Source organism: Aquimarina ulvae, assembly GCF_053613295.3.
On sequence record NZ_JBSIBP030000002.1, the window covers coordinates 115347 to 133251 of the forward strand.

Consider the following 17905-nt stretch of genomic DNA (forward strand, 5'->3'; position numbering starts at 1 on the left):
CTACCTTTTTAGTTTTTTAAACACTCTGATGCGATCGTTATTAATTCCGAATAAAAAATACGTCGAATCTTTAACTTTGATTGATTCTATTGATCTTACAGCTCCATTCACTTCCAAACCTGTATTATTGGCACTGCTGAAATTTCCTTTTGTATCATTTAATAATACTTCTCCATAAGATGCATCTAATCTACTTAATTGAGTGCTGATCTCATAGGTATTACCTCCTAGAATTATATCGGGGTATTGATCATTATTTATATCTTGAATCAACACATCGTGAACCGAAGAAATTTGAGCCTCCCAAGGCAGCTTGTGTTGAAGAAAATTAAAGTTACCTTTATTTTCAAAATATGATGTTGCAAGGGTTAAAACTTGTTTTTTCTCTGCTTGATCTATTTTTTCTTTTGAAAAATAATCTGAAAAGTTAGCCTCGGAAAATGTCTTATATGACAGAAACCTCTTGTTAAGTTGAGGGATCTGTTTTGTCAATTCATCTTTGGTTGCAATGGGCGTTTCTTTTCCCTGATAAAAATACGTTACTATTGGATCTACTTTGCTGTTAGTATCAAAATCATTGCGATACAATTGTATCGGTTCTTCAATTGATGCGTGTAAGCGACTATTCAGTCCCCAATTACCTGCTATAATATCAAGATCTCCATCTCTATCCATATCCTGAACTGCTATACAATTCCACCAACCATTTGTGTTTTCCAATGAAATGATGTGTTCTTTTTTAAAATTTCCTTTTGTATCATTTATAAAAAATGTTATCGGCATATAATGCCCAACTAATATTAAATCCTGATAATTATCTTTGTTAAGATCCACAAATTTTGCATCAAATACTTGTCCTATGGTATATAACTCTACAGCACTCGTTGCCGTTATTTCTCTAAAAGTGCCTTTCCCATCATTTTCGAAAAGATAATTTTCAGGTGATTTTCCATAAGATCCAGATACGCTATTGCTTCCAATAAAAATATCTATATCCCCATCATTATCGATATCGGAAGTAATGACTACCGAAGCATTTATTTCTATTTCTGGAAAAGCATCAGATTTAGCTTTGAACTTGCCATTTTCGTTAACGAATAGTACAGGCCCTCTCTCATACCCAGAATAGTTTTCATTTCCTCCATAAATCGTAATCAAATCCAAATCGCCATCTAGGTCTACATCAAAAAAATGCTGATCAATATCTTCATATTTTTTGTATAATTCCAAATCAGGTTGTTTTGTTTTATTAAATCTACCCGACATCTCTTGTAAAAATAATGTCCCAGGTTTAAATCTTCCACCAGGGATAAAAACATCTTCTAATCCGTCGTTATTTACATCTTGTACAGAAATATGGGGACCTTCGTTAGAAACTGCATAAGGTGCTAAGGGTTCTACACTAAAATCTTTTGTTTCATAGTCCTGATGTTTAAAGTTTACCAGTAATGAATCATTTTTAATCATGTAGAAAGGTTTTTTAGTAACACTCATCGTATTCTTAACCTTACCTTTCGCTAAAGTGATTGTCGTATTTATTGCTATGTTTTTATGTGTTGAAGAACCTCCATCGGGCCATTGAACACTAATAGAGTCTATATCAGAACCATTACCTAAACCAAAATGTACTATAGAGGAAACTGAAGATAAATATCCTCTGGTAGCATATACTTCTGAAGTTTGTAACCCATTATTAGTAAAAATTGTTACTTTGGCACCAATCGCATTGCGATTTTTTGCCGACCCCTTCAATTGTATTTTTAGGTAATTATGATCTCCCAACGTATCTGTTTTGTTTTGGTAAACAAAGGCTTTTTCATTAATATTATTTGTTACAATATCCAGGTCACCATCATTATCTAAATCTGCATATACTGCGCCATTACTATAAGAAGGTAAACTCTCTGACCAGAAGTTAGAAACATTTTCAAAAGTTAGATCGCCATTATTACGATAAAAATAATTTACTGTTTTTTTATTTGGTAATTCATCAATCAAGGCTAAATCTTCTTTAGTCATTCCTGCATCTATACGTTTCTGAATATTATCATTGGCGATAAAACTTATAAAGTCCATATCATTGGTTGCTCCTTTAATTCCATTAGAGATAAAAATATCTTTAAAACCATCATTATCATAGTCTGCCATTAATGATGTCCAACTCCATTCAGTGGCTGCAATCCCAGAAAAAAAAGCAAGTTCGCTGAAATTTCCATTACCTCTGTTTATTTGCAACGCATTTTGCATGTATTGGGGTTGATATCCATTTTTAAGATATTGATTATAAATTGTGAATCCATATTCAGTTCCAGATGATTTATAGGTCGCTAAATCTTCTGGCAACATATCTAATGATATAATATCGGAAAATCCATCATTATTGATGTCAGCAATATCTGCACCCATAGAAAAGTGAGATGTATGCTGTATTTTGTGTAAGCCAGAAGTAATTACTTCTTTGAAAGCACCATTCTGCTGATTGACATATAAGTAGTCATTTTCAAAAAAGTCATTACTGACATACATATCAGGGTAGCCATCATTATTAATATCACTTGTAACTATCCCTAAGCCATATCCTATTGAACCTTGAAAAATCCCTGCTTTGCTAGAAACATTGACATATTTACTATGATCATTTCGATACAATCGATCACCAGCAAGCGAATCAACCTGCTCCCTTTTGATTCCTCTTCCATACGTACGGTTAGGGTGTACTGAGTGATTTAAAAGATACATATCCAAATCCCCATCCCGATCATAATCAAAAAAACTAGCCTGTGTAGAAAAACTAGAGATATCCAATTGATAGTCTTTTGCCTCTTCTTTAAAATAAGGAATTCCTTTATCATCAGATCCCTGGTTTATAAAGAGTTTGTTCTTTCCTTTTATCCCTCTGTAATTTCCAACTTTACACACATAAATATCTAATAAACCATCGTTATTTATATCTACAGTAGTGACCCCTGTAGACCATCCTTCTTTATCTTTAAGAAGATCTGAGGTGGTTTCAGAAAATTTAAAATCCTTTTGATTTATATATAATTGATTTTCATTTTGGTTTGAAACAAAATACAAATCTTCCCAACCATCATTATTAAAATCACCTACTGCAATACCAGCACCATTATAGTAATAAAGATATGTTAGTATATTTAGTTCTGGAGTATCTTCAAGTTTATTTTGAAAATTGATACCAGTTTTTTTTTCAGGCAACAACTGAAAACGATACATCACGTCCTCTTTTTTACAAGATAAAAAAAGAAGAAATAGTGGTATATAAATACTAATATTTTTAGTAGGGATACGCAATTGTAAGTCTTTGGTTCAAATACTTTAATTAGCAGAGCCCTTCAATGGTTGAAGGGCTCTGCTCTAACAAATCTTAGCAATTTAATATGTTAGTAACCAGGATTTTGTGTTAAATTAGGATTAGACAGTAATGCAGTATCGGGAATTGGGAACAATACTCTAAAATCCTCTGTGCTACTTTTCAAACCCCAAGGCTCTGCAAATTTTCCAAAACGGATTTGATCATTACGCCTCCAAAATTCTTTATACAACTCTCTTCCTCTTTCATCTAATATGTCTTGCTCTGTTAAGGCAGTCAAACTAGTAGAGGTATTTCTAATGGCTCTCAAATCATTTATTAAGGTTAGCGCATCATCTCCTGAAGTTCCTCCTCTAAAAATTGCTTCTGCTTTCATTAAGTGTGCATCAGCATATCTAAATACAATCTCGTGATTGGCAAAAGATCCATTCTCTGGATGATATTTTATAGTTCTAATTCCAGTACGCTCATCATTTCCTAATAATCCAGGGAACTCTTTGGTAAACACTAGTGGTTGTCCCGGTCTATCTGTCATTGGAGCTCCGGTTTCATCATATTGTTGTCCAATTAAAAAACCAAATCCAATACCCAAGTTAGATCCATCGGTTGGTACAAATCCTCTTCGCTCTTCTTGTCCACTTCCAGGTATATTGATGTTGGGGTCTCCTTCAAATAAATCATAAAATTCCGCCAAGGTAGACCAGCCATTCCAACCACCACCATCATTACCGGGTGCATTTTGATTATAGTGTAATCCGTTCCAGATTCTGTTTCCAACACCTGTTTCGGCAAACCAAATAGTTTCAGTATCTACACTCTCTTCAAAAATTTCAAAATAACCTGCTTGTAATCCATAACCATCAGCCGCAATAGCATCAACCGCATTTACCACAGCAGTCATATCAGCTGCATCCGGTGTTCCGGATCCATTATAAATATGCTTGTTCAGGAGTACTTTAGCTAACAAATAATTTGCTGCTGCTCTTGATGCTTTATTAGTTGATGTACTAGGCCCCACAACAGGTAAATCGGGTATCGCCTCAGTAAGATCAGTGATCACAAAATCAACTGCCTCCGTTCTTGTAAGTACTATTGGGTCAATTTCTGGCCCTTCATCGGCTTCTCTAAATGGCACTTGTCCATACATATCCAGTATCCAAAACATACTAAATGCTCTTAAAAACTTAGCCTCTGCCAATTGCGCAGCATCGGCACCACTTCTTGCGTCAATAATCTCAGTAGTATTAAAAACATTCGTATTTAAGTTATTCCAATTTCCTAGTACGAATGGGTGAATTGCCGTCCAAGTATGTTCGTGTAAATTTCTCCACAACCCATTATCTCCCCAATCTGTTCCCCTTGTGGGCACTAAAAGCTCATCAGAAGTTACCTCGTTTAGAGCATACAAGTTTTGTTGATCCCCAATCTGACCATATACTGCATTGTACACATTACCTATGGCGGCATCTACATCTCCAACTCCAGTAAACTCACCTGTAAGGTTTTCGATTACCGAATCTGTAGGTTCTATCTCCAGGTCTGTACAGGAGATCAATAGTATTATTGACATGAATGCCGATAATCCGAATTTAAATTTCTTTTCTTTCATAATCTTAATTTTTTAAAACGTTGCATTTAATCCAAATGTATAGGTTCTCGGTCTTGGAAAGGCTGTATAATCAATTCCCGCTGTTGGGACTCCATTAAGTGGTGCGCTTACATTTACCTCAGGATCTAAACCACTGTAGTCTGTAATTACAAAAAGATTTTGTCCTGTTGCAAAAATACGTAGGCTTTTAAAAACTCCCTCTCCAGATAATGGCCAATTATACCCTAAAGAAGCCGTTTGTAATCTTAAGAAATCTCCTTTTTCGAGAAAACGTGTAGACACATCAGGGGCATTAGCAGCAGATTCTCCATTCGTTAAAACATCTGTTGTAACATTTCTTCCTCCGTTGATACTACCAGCGGTAAAAAATGCATTTGCTGTATTATTATAGATATAATGTCCAAACTGACCCGCGAAAAATAGTGAGGCATCCCAGTTTTTATAATCAAAAGAAGTAGAGATACCAACATTGATATCGGGTAAAGCACTTTTGCCAACAAATTCTTGTACATCTCCATTAGGATAAATAGATTGTCCATTAGCATCAAATCCTGCAAACTCTCTTAAGTAATACGAGAACAGCGGTTGATCTTCTGCCAGAAGTTGAGAAAAAGCACCGGTTAATCCTTGTCCACTAATTTGTCCGGATGGAATCTGTCCATCAAAATTTTGAAGTTCATTTTTATTATACGCAATGTTAAATCCAAAATTCCAATTTAAATCTTGCTGTTGAAGTATGTCATAATTAATAGAAAATTCTACTCCTTGGTTAATAACATTCGCATCTATATTTGTAAAATTGAATGGTTGCGGAGTCGGTTGTGCATTTGGAATACTCAATAATAACTCCTGAGTATCTTTATGATAAACATCAATAGTTCCTGTTAATCGATCTCCAAAGAAACCAAAGTCGATACCCACATTCGCTTGACTAGTTTCCTCCCACTGTAAATTAGGATCTTCAAAAGACACACGACTTGTTCCTGGGGCATTGATTACTCCATCTTGAGCAATTCCTCCTGCAATAAATCTACGTCTGATTGTAAAATTACCAAAACCAAGTCCATCCTGATTACCAGTGATCCCGTAACCAAGTCTTAATTTTAGAGTTGAAAAAGCATCTCCAACAAAATCTTCTTGATCTAGTTTCCAGGCAAATGCACCAGATGGAAAATACCCATAAGTATTATTTGGTCCGAATCGCGTAGAACCATCTGCACGAACAGTAGCTGTTAAAATATATTTATCTGCTATTGTATAGGTACCTCTCACAAAGAAAGATTGTAGCTCATCCGTAAAATCAAAGGTGTCACCTAATACTGATGTCAATGGTATTGCCGGTGCATTTAAGACATCACCTTGTAATATTTCAGGAAATAATCTGTTTACGAACGATCCATTGGGTGCTACTCCATATTGTTGGTAAGATCCCTCTATAGAACTTTCGATTAAATTAGCAGAGGCTTCTAGACTATCGCCCATTTGGTCTAAATTCGTTGTGTTAAATCCAAAACCCTGAACGGTTCTACCACTTCTAGCAAATTCTTGATAAGAAAAACCGGCCAACGCAGAAAGTTTAGAGTTACCGAATTCTTTTTCGTAGTTCAATGTTACCTCTAATAATTGATTTTCTACATCAATATCATTAAGGGCTCCTCTTCCATTCCCTGGAGCTCCATTATTAAACCCTGTGATTTCACTAGATAATACATTTATAGAGGTGGACTCAGAGTTATCATACCCTAAAGTTACTTTGGCACTCAACTCTTGTGTAATGCTATAATCTGCTGAAAAATTAACTAAATATCTATTCGTCTTAGTTTCATTTTGGCTAAAATTCAGCAATGCCAAGGGATTTATATTTGATCCTCCAGGCACAAAACCTGTTGAAGCTGGCCAAGTTGGGTTTGCGGAATAAGCTGCTCCCAATAAATCTCCTTGAAACCCTGCATTATTCGTAATTGGTGGCGCTTCGTCATTGACTCTTGATAAAGTACCTTGTAGATTTAATTTCAATTTGTCATTGAAAAATCTATGCGTAGCATTGATCCTTCCAGTTATTCTTTCTAATGAACTTTTCTTAACCACACCAAATTGCTTTCCATATCCAAAAGAAGCTCTTACATTTCCTGTGTTATAATTATGAGAATATGACAAACTGTTATTTATAGATTCTGATTGTCTGGTAATTTCATCTTGCCAATTAGTATTAGCTCCAAAATCCTGAGCTGAAACATTTCCTCCAAACTGATCTATTGCAGCCAGGTATTGTTCTCTATTTAATAAATCAAATTCTTCTGCCGGCTTAGCAATGCTTATAGAAGAAGAATACTCAAAAACCCCCTTAGGAGCTCCTCTACCTGCTTTTGTTGTAATAATAACGACTCCATTAGCACCTCTTGATCCATATATTGCAGTTGCAGAAGCATCTTTCAGAATACTTACACTTTCTATATCATTGGGATTTAGGAAATTTAATGGGTTTCTAGCAGAACTCGTTCCGATTCCTAAGTCAGCACCTCCTGCAGCAGTATCATCTCCGGCTAGTGGAACTCCATCTACTACAAATAAAGGATTATTATTAGATCGAACAGAGGTGGTACCCCTAATTCTAAGTGCTACTCCTGCCCCAGGCTCACCACTATTTTGTGTAATCTGCACACCGGCAGTTTTACCTTGGATCAGCTCTTCTGGAGAGACAATATTTCCTCTGTTAAAATCCTCGGATGTAACAACTGCCACCGAACCGGTTGCATCTTTAATAGATTGTGTTCCATATCCAATTACCACTACAGTTTCTAACTGAGCGGCATCTTCTGTCATAGTAACATTGATGACTGTTTGACCATTAACTGACACTGCTTTGGTTTGGAAACCTACATAACTAAAAATTAATGTAGCGTCTTCCGGTACATTGTTTAGCGTGTAATTTCCATCAAAATCAGAAATCGCTCCATTTTGGGTTCCCCTTACAAGAACATTTACCCCTGGTACTGGACCGTTTGCATCAGAAACCACTCCTGTAACCGTGATTTGTGCAAACATCATATTCCCCGAGATAAATACAAAAAGAAACATGAGTTTTTTGAGTATCATACTTTTCATAATTTAGAGTTTGATTAAATTTAAATATTTAGTTGTTAATTATTGCTACTTTTATCGTTAAAAATTTTAATTTTTCTTAAAAAAGTAACAGAGGCATCGCAGTCTTATTAGAACAATTGACGTATTTAGTAACTACAAATAAACATTTTGAAAATAAAAGTTACCAGTTTAAGATGCCCCTATGTTACCTCTTATAAAGGAGTACTATCAGAAAAACTCCTTCGCTAACAAACAAAAACTAATTTCACTTTCTACTTGATCCATATTTGTTATATCTAACTATTATTTTATACCTAAGATCACTCCTTGGTATGGTTTTAGCAATACCTTATTTCGATCTGTATCGAGATTTTTATAATTATTTACAAGAATATCAGCTTCCTTCAGGTCCTTTTCAGAAATAAACAACTCTTCTATACTGCTAAAATTTAGCATAACCATTATTTTATTTTCGTTAAGGGTTTTTTCGTATATATAGAGATTTGGATTATTAAACGATATCTCTTTAAAATTTCCATATACAAAAACATCATGCTTTTTTCGAATACTTAGTACGTTTCTATAAAAATTCAACACAGAATCAGAATCCTTTTCCTGATTCTGAACATTAATATGTACATAATTCGGATTTATTTTTAACCAAGGCTCTTTAACAGAAAAACCTCCATTTATTTCATCATTCCACTGCATTGGTGTTCTAGCATTATCTCTACCTTCATTGTTGATCATTTCCAAGGCCAATTCTTCCGGATATCTTTTGGTTGTTTTGTTTTCTTCGTAAAAATTCAAAGATTGTACATCTCTTACTTCATTGACATCTTGCAAAGAAACATTGGTCATGCCAATTTCATCGCCCTGATATATAGTTAATGTGCCATTTTGAGTAGACAACATTGTCATTAACATCTTTGCAGACTCTGAACGATAACGCTTATCATTTCCAAATCTTGATACCATTCGTGCAAAATCGTGGTTTCCCATAGCATTTGCTATCCAACCAGTTTCATGTACAGCATCTCTCCATTTTTTGAATATATTTTTCATTTGAACCAAATCAAATGAAGATGATTCCTCAAATTTCCCATTAACTATGGTGCACTCCAGAACATCAAAATGATACAACATATCCAACTCATTTCTATCTTCATTCACATAGAGTCCAGCGATTTCTTCATTAACTCCTACACCTTCTGCCAAAGAAAAAGCGTCGTATCTCGCTATAACTTTTTCATTCATTTCTCTTAAATATTGATGAAGAGTCGGACCGTTTGCATATACATTTTCAATGATCTTTCTGAATCCAATATCCGATGCATCTGGGTAACCAACAGGTTTTGATATCAACGGGATCACATCCATTCTAAATCCGTCGACTCCTTTATCTAACCAAAAACGCATAGCATCATAAATTTCCTCTCTCACCTTAGGATTTTCCCAATTAAGATCGGGTTGTTTTTTGGTAAACAGATGCAAATAATACTCCCCTGAAGTTTCATCAAACTCCCAAGCACTCCCTCCGAAGAAAGACTTCCAATTGTTAGGCGGCCCACCATCCACAGCTGGTTTTCTCCAATGAAAATACTCTCTATACGGATTCATTTTAGATTTTTTAGCTTCTTCGAACCACATATGCTCATCGGAACAATGATTAGCTACTAAATCCAATATCAGTCGAATTCCTCTTTTATGCGTCTCTATCAATAATTCATCAAAATCATCCATAGTTCCAAACTCAGGCATAATAGCACAATAATCACTTATATCATATCCATTATCGTCGTTTGGAGAACTAAAAATGGGGCTTAACCATATAATATCAATATGTAAACTTTTTAAATAATCTAATTTCTCGATTATACCTCTCAAGTCTCCAACTCCATCATTATTACTATCATTAAAACTGCGAGGATATATTTGATAAATAGTTCCTTTTCTAAACCAAGTAAGCTTCACCTAATATAATTTTAACATTATACAATATTTTTAACTTCAATATCGATTTAGACAAGATTGCAACAATGATTTATCTAAAACTCTTTCAAAACCATTGTGAAAAATCATTTTCTCAAAAAAATCGTTAAAACAAACCATTATTAACGTATTTTAAACATAATTTTTAACAAAACTACAATATAATACAATATTATTTATATAGAATTTCAAACACCTAAACCTTTACATTACCTATACAATTCAATAAAAACTATTACATTACTATTTTAATTTCCTAAAAATCAATGTTATAACTCATAAATCGCACTTATAAAACCAGACAATTTTGAAAGAACTAAATCGATTAAGTATAGATTTTATATAGACATAAACTTAACATTTTTCTTCCTGATTGTGAAGAAACAGTTCATAAAATTCTTATCAAACTAGATTTCAATTTCTTAAAAGAATTAATATTTTAACATTATTTATCATAAATTAGCATAGAAACATCAAATAGGAAATTTGAACACTTAATTTTGGGGAAGCTTTCATAAACTTATACGTTCTATAGATTTCAGTGTCATTAATTTTTTACAAGTTAATTCTAGTACAAATAACAAAACAAATGGCATTTCAGAAAAGTAAATCTTCTAATAAAATAAATACAAGCGTTTGTATTATTGTTTTTTTAGCAAAATTAAAGATTCATTGATAATTTTTTAATAATAATTTTAATGGGTTCTAAAAAAAGAAGAGTTAGGCTTGAGGATATCGCAAGAAAACTAAACATTTCTATAGCAACAGTTTCTCGTGCATTGGATGAAAACCCGAGAGTTAAAGAAAGCACACGTGAAAAAGTATTTAGCACAGCAAAGTTGATGGGCTATATGCCCAATCAAATTGCCAAAAGTCTTAGTTCTGGCAAGACTTATATTATTGGTGTATTGATCCCACGATATGATGAACCTTTTTTTATTGAAGTATGTAGAGGGATCGATCAATATGCCAGAAAACATGATTATAAAATACTCATTAGTTCGTCAAGAAATTCATATGAATTTGAAAAAGAAAATCTTATTTCTTTTGAAAAAGGTCTTATAGATGGTATCATTCTGTCTCCTACTCACGAAACTGAAAATATTGCTCATTTTAATGATTTGGTAGATAAAGGAATACCAATGGTGTTATTTGATAATATAGGAAAACAGGTTTCTGGAGCGGATCACGTGATGATTGATGATGAAAAAGCTTCATTTTCTGCTGTGGAATTTTTAATCAAAAAAGGAAAGAAAAAAATAGCATTTATCGGTGGGATTAAGCAAAAAAAGGTTTTTCAAAATCGATACAAAGGGTTTATAAATGCATTAACAAAGTATGAAATTCCAGTATATGAAGAATTAGTTTTGCATTGCAATTCGCTAGACAGAGCATTTGAAGATAAAGAAATCTTAGATTTTTTTAAATGTTTATCCATTACCCCGGATGCCGTTTTTGCATGCACTGATAATTATGGTCTGTTGGCAATGAAAACCTTATTAAATTTGGACAAGAAAATACCAGAAGAAGTCGCTGTCATCGGTTTTGGAGACCTTGGTTTTGGAGAAATATTTGTCCCAACACTAACGTGTGTATCACAACCTAGCTTCGAAATGGGTCAAAAAGCTGCAGAACTTCTAATAAACCAATTTAATGAACCTGATGATATGGATCATCAAAAAAAAATCATTGTTCTTGAAACTAAACTTACTGAACGAGAGAGTACTTAAAAATCTCGCTTAGTTTCAGAAAAATATCAATTTTCTTTAATAAAACAACAATACAAAGGGTTGTTTTATTTCATTGGTTTTTCTGAATTTAGTTTTTCAAAATTTGTTTAGTACATTGTATAGCGTATTTAGATTAATTTTTTTTGCTTCACTAACAACTGCTATTATGCTGCTAAAGATTACTACAACTATTCACGTCTTAACATCTATTCTACTTTTTACTGTTACTTCTGTAGTAGCACAAAAAAATGGGTGGACCTTATCTACTACTACTAATCAAAATTACACAGGTATTGTATCTGCTAATGGAAGAATCGGTATTCTACCTTCTGCAAACATTTTACAGACTGATAAAGTTATCCTTAATAATGTATATGACAAAGAATCCCCTCTTGGTGTTAGTAAGATACTTTTAGGAATGAACTTTGGAAACTTTGATTTATTCATTAACGATACTAAACTAAATAATGACAATACTAGTAATTGGAAACAAACATTGAACATGAAAGAAGCTAGTTTTACTACTTCATTTAATTACAATTCAATTGCTGAAATTTCTTACACACTTTATGCTCTTAGAAATGTACCCTACGCTGCTTATATAGATTTTGAAATTAAAGCTTTTCAGGATATTGATATAAAGATGATTGGGAAAATCGAACCTCCTAAAGAATACCAAAATCCTTTAAGTACATTTAGAATACTAAAAGATGCAGAAACTACTATGCCTATTTTACAGACCGTTGCAAAAAGTAGACTAGGCAGACATACAGTAGGAACATCTGCAACATTTATATGGCATGATATAAACTCTACACGAGAAGAACAGCGACCAGAATTGATTCATACCAAAACTTCTGAATATGAAAACCAATTGTCATTTGAAAAAAAAATAAAAAAAGATAAGCTCTATGAATTTGCGTGGACTGCTGCCCAATGTTCTACACAAGATTTTTTTGATCCTCAAAGTGAAAGCGAGCGTTTTGTAATTTTTAATTTATTAACACCAAGAAAAGATTTATTGTCCCAGCATAAAGATTTATGGAAAGATCTCTGGAAAGGCGATATCATTATAGAGGGCGATTTACAGTCGCAATTAGATGTAAGGTTAGCGTTGTATCATCTTTATGCATTCTCCAGAGCCGACTCTAATCTCAGTATTGCTCCAATGGGGCTAAGTTCTCAAAACTATAATGGGCATATTTTTTGGGACACTGAGTTATGGATGTTTCCTCCATTACTGGTTTTAAATCAGGGTATTGCCCGATCACTGGTTAACTATAGATCTGACCGACTTGATGCTGCAAAAAGAAAAGCAGTGAATTTTGGATATAAAGGAGCTATGTTTCCTTGGGAAAGTGATGATACTGGAGAAGAGGCTACTCCTGCTTGGGCTTTAACTGGAACCTTTGAGCACCATATAACTGCAGATGTTGGTATTGCTTTCTGGAATTACTACAGTGTTACCAAAGACAAGCAATGGCTCCGAGAAAGAGGATTTCCTCTACTAAAAGAGGTAGCTGATTATTGGGTAAGCCGAGCCACCAAAAATGTTAATGGGTCTTATTCGATCAAAAATGTAGTAGGCGCTAATGAGTTTGCACCTAATGTTGATGATAATGCTTTTACCAATGGCTCTGCCATTACTTGTTTACGATACGCCTCACTTGCTGCAAAAGAATTAGGAGTAACATCAAAAAGCATCTGGAATCAGGTTGCTGAAAATATTACCATTCATAAATTTGAAGATGGAACTACTAAAGAACATAGTTCTTATAATGGGAATCGGATAAAACAAGCGGATGTAAATTTATTGGCCTATCCCTTAGATATCATATCGGATAAAAATACAATTTTAAAGGATTTATCTTATTATGAACCCAAACTTGCTGCAGAAGGTCCTGCCATGGCACAAAGTGTGTTTGCCGTTATCTATGCGCGTTTAGGTGATGCAGAAAATGCTTTTAGGCTTTTTAAAAGAAGTTACAAACCCAATAAAAGACCTCCTTTTGGAGCACTTGCTGAATCCGCTACGAGCAACAATCCCTATTTTGCTACCGGTGCCGGAGGAATGTTGCAAACTGTATTATTTGGTTTTGGAGGATTACACCTTACAAATGAAGGGATTATTCAGAAAAATCCAATACTACCAAAGGTTTGGAACAAATTAACTATCACCGGAGTTGGACCACAAAAGAAAACATTTGTAGTACAATAACATTAATTTGTGGAATCTCTTAGAATTAATGAGGTCTTAACAATTTCTGTTTTTGCTTTATCAGTATTCTCTGAGCCTTTAGACAAACGTTCAACCAACATTTTTGCCGCTTTAGCACCTAGTTCCTCTGCGTGTTGAGATATTGATGTTAATTTCGGATATGAATGTTTAGACAACAATCCATCAGTAAAACCAATTACGGAGATTTTTTCTGGTATTTTATACCCTAATTTATTGGACATGTTTATCGCTATCGCAGCAGCGGTCTCATCTAATCCTAGCACTGCATCAATTTCATTATTTTCAAGAAATGACTCTATTTCTTTTTCTTCAGTTTCGATATTTTTTATTGGTAATTCTATTAATGACACATCTTTATTAGTGGCGACTTCTTCGCGAGCTCCTTCTAACCTTAACTTACCAACACTTAAGTCAAAGATAGTAGAGATTACTGCTATTTTTTTGCACCCTGTATTTATTAAATGCCTAACTGCAGTTTTTGATGCATCTTTATCGTCTACTATGACCTTATCACAATCTATTTCATCACTAACCCGGTCAAACATTATTAAGGGCACATTGTCTCTTTTTAAATCTTTAAAATGATCTAGTTTATTAAGCATTTGTGTTTCTTTGCTCAACGCCAAAATAAAGCCATCGACACTACTATAATTAAGTATTTCTAAATATTCTACTTCTTTTTTGTAAGATTCATTAGTGATACAGGTAACAATCTTATATCCGTTTTTGGAGGCTTCCTGTTCTATCCCGTATAATACTTTAGCATAGAAATGATTCAAAATTTCTGGCAGTAACACTCCGATTGTGTTCGTTTTATTACTTTTTAAACTTACCGCTAATGCATTAGGTTTATAATTATAAAAATTAGCCAATTCATGAACTCTATTAATGGTCTTCTCGCTTATTTCAGAATCGTTTTTTAAAGATTTTGAAACCGTTGAGATGGATAAGTTCAATTCTTTTGCAAGTTGTTTTAGGGTAACCTTTTTCCTCATGATCTTACTATTAGAAATTTCTTACTTAAGACTTATAAGAATATTAGTCAAATTATCTTTGGAGCCTAAATTAAGCTTTTTTCTTAATCTATGCCTGCTAACATCTACACTTTGTGAACTTATTCCTAATAGTGGTGCTATTTCTTTAGAAGAGAGGTTCATTTTCAGGTATGCACAAAGCCTTAAGTCCTTGGAAGTAAGATTTGGATAGTTTTTAGAAAGTTTCTCATAAAACTCCTGATGAGATTTATCAAAATTAATTTCGAATAGCTTACTTTCCTTATCCGTAATATAATAATCTACTAATCTAACCAATTCGTTATAACTATTTGTTGGTAGTTTTTGTGGTGAAGCATCTTGTACTTTAATAATTTTATCCTTTATTTTCTTAAGTATTTTGTTTTTGTTTAAGTTTACGTATGCAATCTGGGTTAGCTCTCTACTTTTTGCTTTTATCTCATCTTGTAACTTAGAGTTATTTAGTTCAATAATTTTATGTTCTTGTTCTAATTTTTGAGCTCTATGTTCCTCTTCCTGTTTTTTTAGTTTTCTAGCTTTTTCCTCTAATAAGAACTTTTCTTGTTTCTTCATTTTATATCGGTTAATCCCAATTACCGAAACAATTAACATTAAAAATAGGAGCAGATATAAAAGATAAGCCAAATGGGTTCTATAAATTGGTGGTTTTATGCTAAAATTAAAATTGCTTTCTCTAAAATCCTCATTGTATTTTGCTCTTATTTTAAACGTATAATCTCCTTCGATCAGATTAAATAATGTTTTCTCTGTAGCGGTAGTTTTTTTACTCCATTCCTGGTCATTGAGCCTAGTTTGATACTCTATTTGGTGACCATAAATAGGAAGAGCATAATTGATCTTCAGATCATTATCAGAAAATGGAATTTCGGCACCAGAAACATAGGATCTACCACTATTTACAGAAACAAAATCCCGAATAAGAATATCGCTTCGTATTCTTTCTGAATTTGTTTTTCTATTTTTAGAATGCATGGCAAAACCATTAAAGACAGGAATGATTTTATGCTCTTCAGTCAAAGAAAAAACATTAAGTACATCGGGCACTAATTGATCCTTAAGCTCATGAAGTACCGTTAGGCCATTTATGTCCTCTACAACTACTTTATCATTTTCGAGATACCATGTCTCATCTCCTCTTTTTAATATTCGGGGAGCATAACCACGATTCGTACCTATTTCAGATTTTATAAAAGTATTTTCTTTGTTGTTGAATGTATATGAATGAAAATTTGAAGTAATAATAATTTCATTTTCAATTTTTGAAAGTGAAATTTTTCTCCCACCAAAATCGCTGACTGGATAAAAGTCCTGGTTTATCAACGTTTTAGCATCAAAATCTAAACCAAACTTAAAAACACCATCAGTGCTTATAGCGACCCAGAGATTATTGTCTTCATCAACTTCCAAAAATCTTCCTGATTTTTCGAAACCCTTTAGTTTATATTCTTTCCATTGTTTATCAATTTTTTCATACACAGAAACACCATTATAATTCCCCGAAACAATAACATTGCTGTGGCCGGACTGAAGATAGTTTCTAAAATTCCAGGCGCCTAAATCCTCTCCCATTTTGGTTAGAATTTTTCCTTCTAACGCATATGCTCCTTTATCGTGTCCGACATAAATCTTACCATCGACTTCTTCTATATTCCACACTTGTCCATTCAACAATAATTCAAACTCATTATTAGAATTTGAAGGATCATTATTTGTAACATAAAGGCCCTGATTCGTTCCCAGATAAGAAAGTTTTTCTTCTTTTACAACTGCATACGTGGTTCCCAATTCCCCATAATGATCATAATAGTAAGTAAGAGGTGAATTTAGTTTTATATGATCGACTCCATAGTCTAATGCTAACCAAAGATTGTCTTCATCATCCTGATATATAGAAAGAATTGTATTATTCTGCAACCCATTTCTTTTGTTGATATTCTCTGTTCTTCCTGATTGAAGGTCCAAAATATAAAGACCATTAGAAACAGTACCCAGCGCTATTCTGCTATCAGTAAGTTTAAGAAAGGAAAAAATCTGCGCCTTTTGAATTTCATCAGATGTTGTGAAATTTATAGGAACTAAAGCATTATTAAAAAGTTTATAAAGTCCTTTTGTATCCGTAATGACAATTAACTCTCCATTTACTTTTGTAACTCCAATAATATTCTCATTTAAGTCAGCATCGCTTACTACAGGTAGTAAGTTGGTCTCTTGCAATCTGAACACCCCATATTTGAGATCATTAACATATATCTGATCATCTACCTGGTAGCTCCATTTAAAACGATAAGGGGCAGGTATTTTCGTGATTATATTACCTTGGTTTACATATAAATTCCTGAATGTCTGAAAAATAATTTCATCATCAATATAATGTGTTCTCCAGTATTCTTCTATGTCTGCAGCAACATCCTTTTTATTATTCCTTAACAGTTGTACCTCATAATCGGTATTATCTTTTATTAATATTCCGTGGTGCCCATCTGCTCCAAAATAAATGGTGTCTTTATTCTTAACAAACAAACTTCTATTGACCATTTCAGGGTTCGTTGCTACAGAAGTCCAATCGGTACCATCAAATATCAAAACCTCTGGGCCATTAGCAATATAAATCAACCCACTCTTATCTTGCTTGATATCCCATGACTGCGCATTAAACCCCATGTTTTTAGTGTCATAATGGGTGATTTTAGGCAGTGTTTTATTACTTATGGATTGTGCAAAAACCGATAAGGACAAACAATAAAAAATTACTAAAAGACGATACATTAGAAGAGTTTTTACATACGTAAGCTTATCAAATATACCATTAAAATCTTAACAAGTTTTACAGACAAGTAGTTTACAGCATATTAAAAAATAATCCATATGAATTCATTAAAAAATTCA

Annotated in this window: 8 protein-coding genes; 2 read left to right on the plus strand and 6 right to left on the minus strand. The window is 33.5% G+C overall.

Features of this window, described 5'->3' with window-relative positions:
• The 4 genes from ACWGOQ_RS04105 to ACWGOQ_RS04120 all read right to left on the minus strand — a co-directional run bounded on the left by ACWGOQ_RS04105 (nt 1) and on the right by ACWGOQ_RS04120 (nt 9998).
• Complete coding sequence (locus tag ACWGOQ_RS04105) at nt 1–3234, minus strand: VCBS repeat-containing protein (protein WP_452056388.1); 3234 nt, start codon at nt 3232–3234, stop codon at nt 1–3.
• A gap of 167 nt (nt 3235–3401) precedes the next feature.
• On the minus strand, nt 3402–4940 hold the full coding sequence (locus ACWGOQ_RS04110) for a RagB/SusD family nutrient uptake outer membrane protein (protein WP_452056387.1): 1539 nt from the start codon (nt 4938–4940) through the stop codon (nt 3402–3404).
• A gap of 12 nt (nt 4941–4952) precedes the next feature.
• Nucleotides 4953–8045 (minus strand): SusC/RagA family TonB-linked outer membrane protein, encoded by a 3093-nt coding sequence (locus ACWGOQ_RS04115; RefSeq protein ID WP_452056386.1) that lies wholly within the window; start codon nt 8043–8045, stop codon nt 4953–4955.
• Nucleotides 8046–8327: 282 nt separating this feature from the next.
• Nucleotides 8328–9998 carry an alpha-glucosidase gene (locus ACWGOQ_RS04120; RefSeq protein WP_452056385.1) on the minus strand — a complete coding sequence of 557 codons (1671 nt, stop codon included), beginning with the start codon at nt 9996–9998 and terminating at the stop codon, nt 8328–8330.
• Nucleotides 9999–10714: 716 nt separating this feature from the next.
• Here ACWGOQ_RS04120 and ACWGOQ_RS04125 point away from each other — a divergent pair.
• Together ACWGOQ_RS04125 and ACWGOQ_RS04130 are read left to right on the plus strand one after the other, a co-directional pair.
• Nucleotides 10715–11746: a LacI family DNA-binding transcriptional regulator gene (locus ACWGOQ_RS04125; RefSeq protein ID WP_452056384.1), complete on the plus strand. Its 1032-nt coding sequence runs from the start codon at nt 10715–10717 to the stop codon at nt 11744–11746.
• Nucleotides 11747–11912: 166 nt separating this feature from the next.
• On the plus strand, nt 11913–13964 hold the full coding sequence (locus ACWGOQ_RS04130) for a kojibiose hydrolase (RefSeq protein WP_452056383.1): 2052 nt from the start codon (nt 11913–11915) through the stop codon (nt 13962–13964).
• A gap of 2 nt (nt 13965–13966) precedes the next feature.
• On the opposite strand, the gene ACWGOQ_RS04135 is transcribed toward ACWGOQ_RS04130, so the two are convergent.
• Together ACWGOQ_RS04135 and ACWGOQ_RS04140 are read right to left on the minus strand one after the other, a co-directional pair.
• Nucleotides 13967–14980 (minus strand): LacI family DNA-binding transcriptional regulator, encoded by a 1014-nt coding sequence (locus ACWGOQ_RS04135; RefSeq protein WP_452056382.1) that lies wholly within the window; start codon nt 14978–14980, stop codon nt 13967–13969.
• 21 nt (nt 14981–15001) lie between these two features.
• A complete protein-coding gene (locus ACWGOQ_RS04140) occupies nt 15002–17785 on the minus strand; it encodes a helix-turn-helix and ligand-binding sensor domain-containing protein (RefSeq protein WP_452056381.1) in 2784 nt (927 codons plus the stop codon).
• Nucleotides 17786–17905 lie beyond the last annotated feature (120 nt).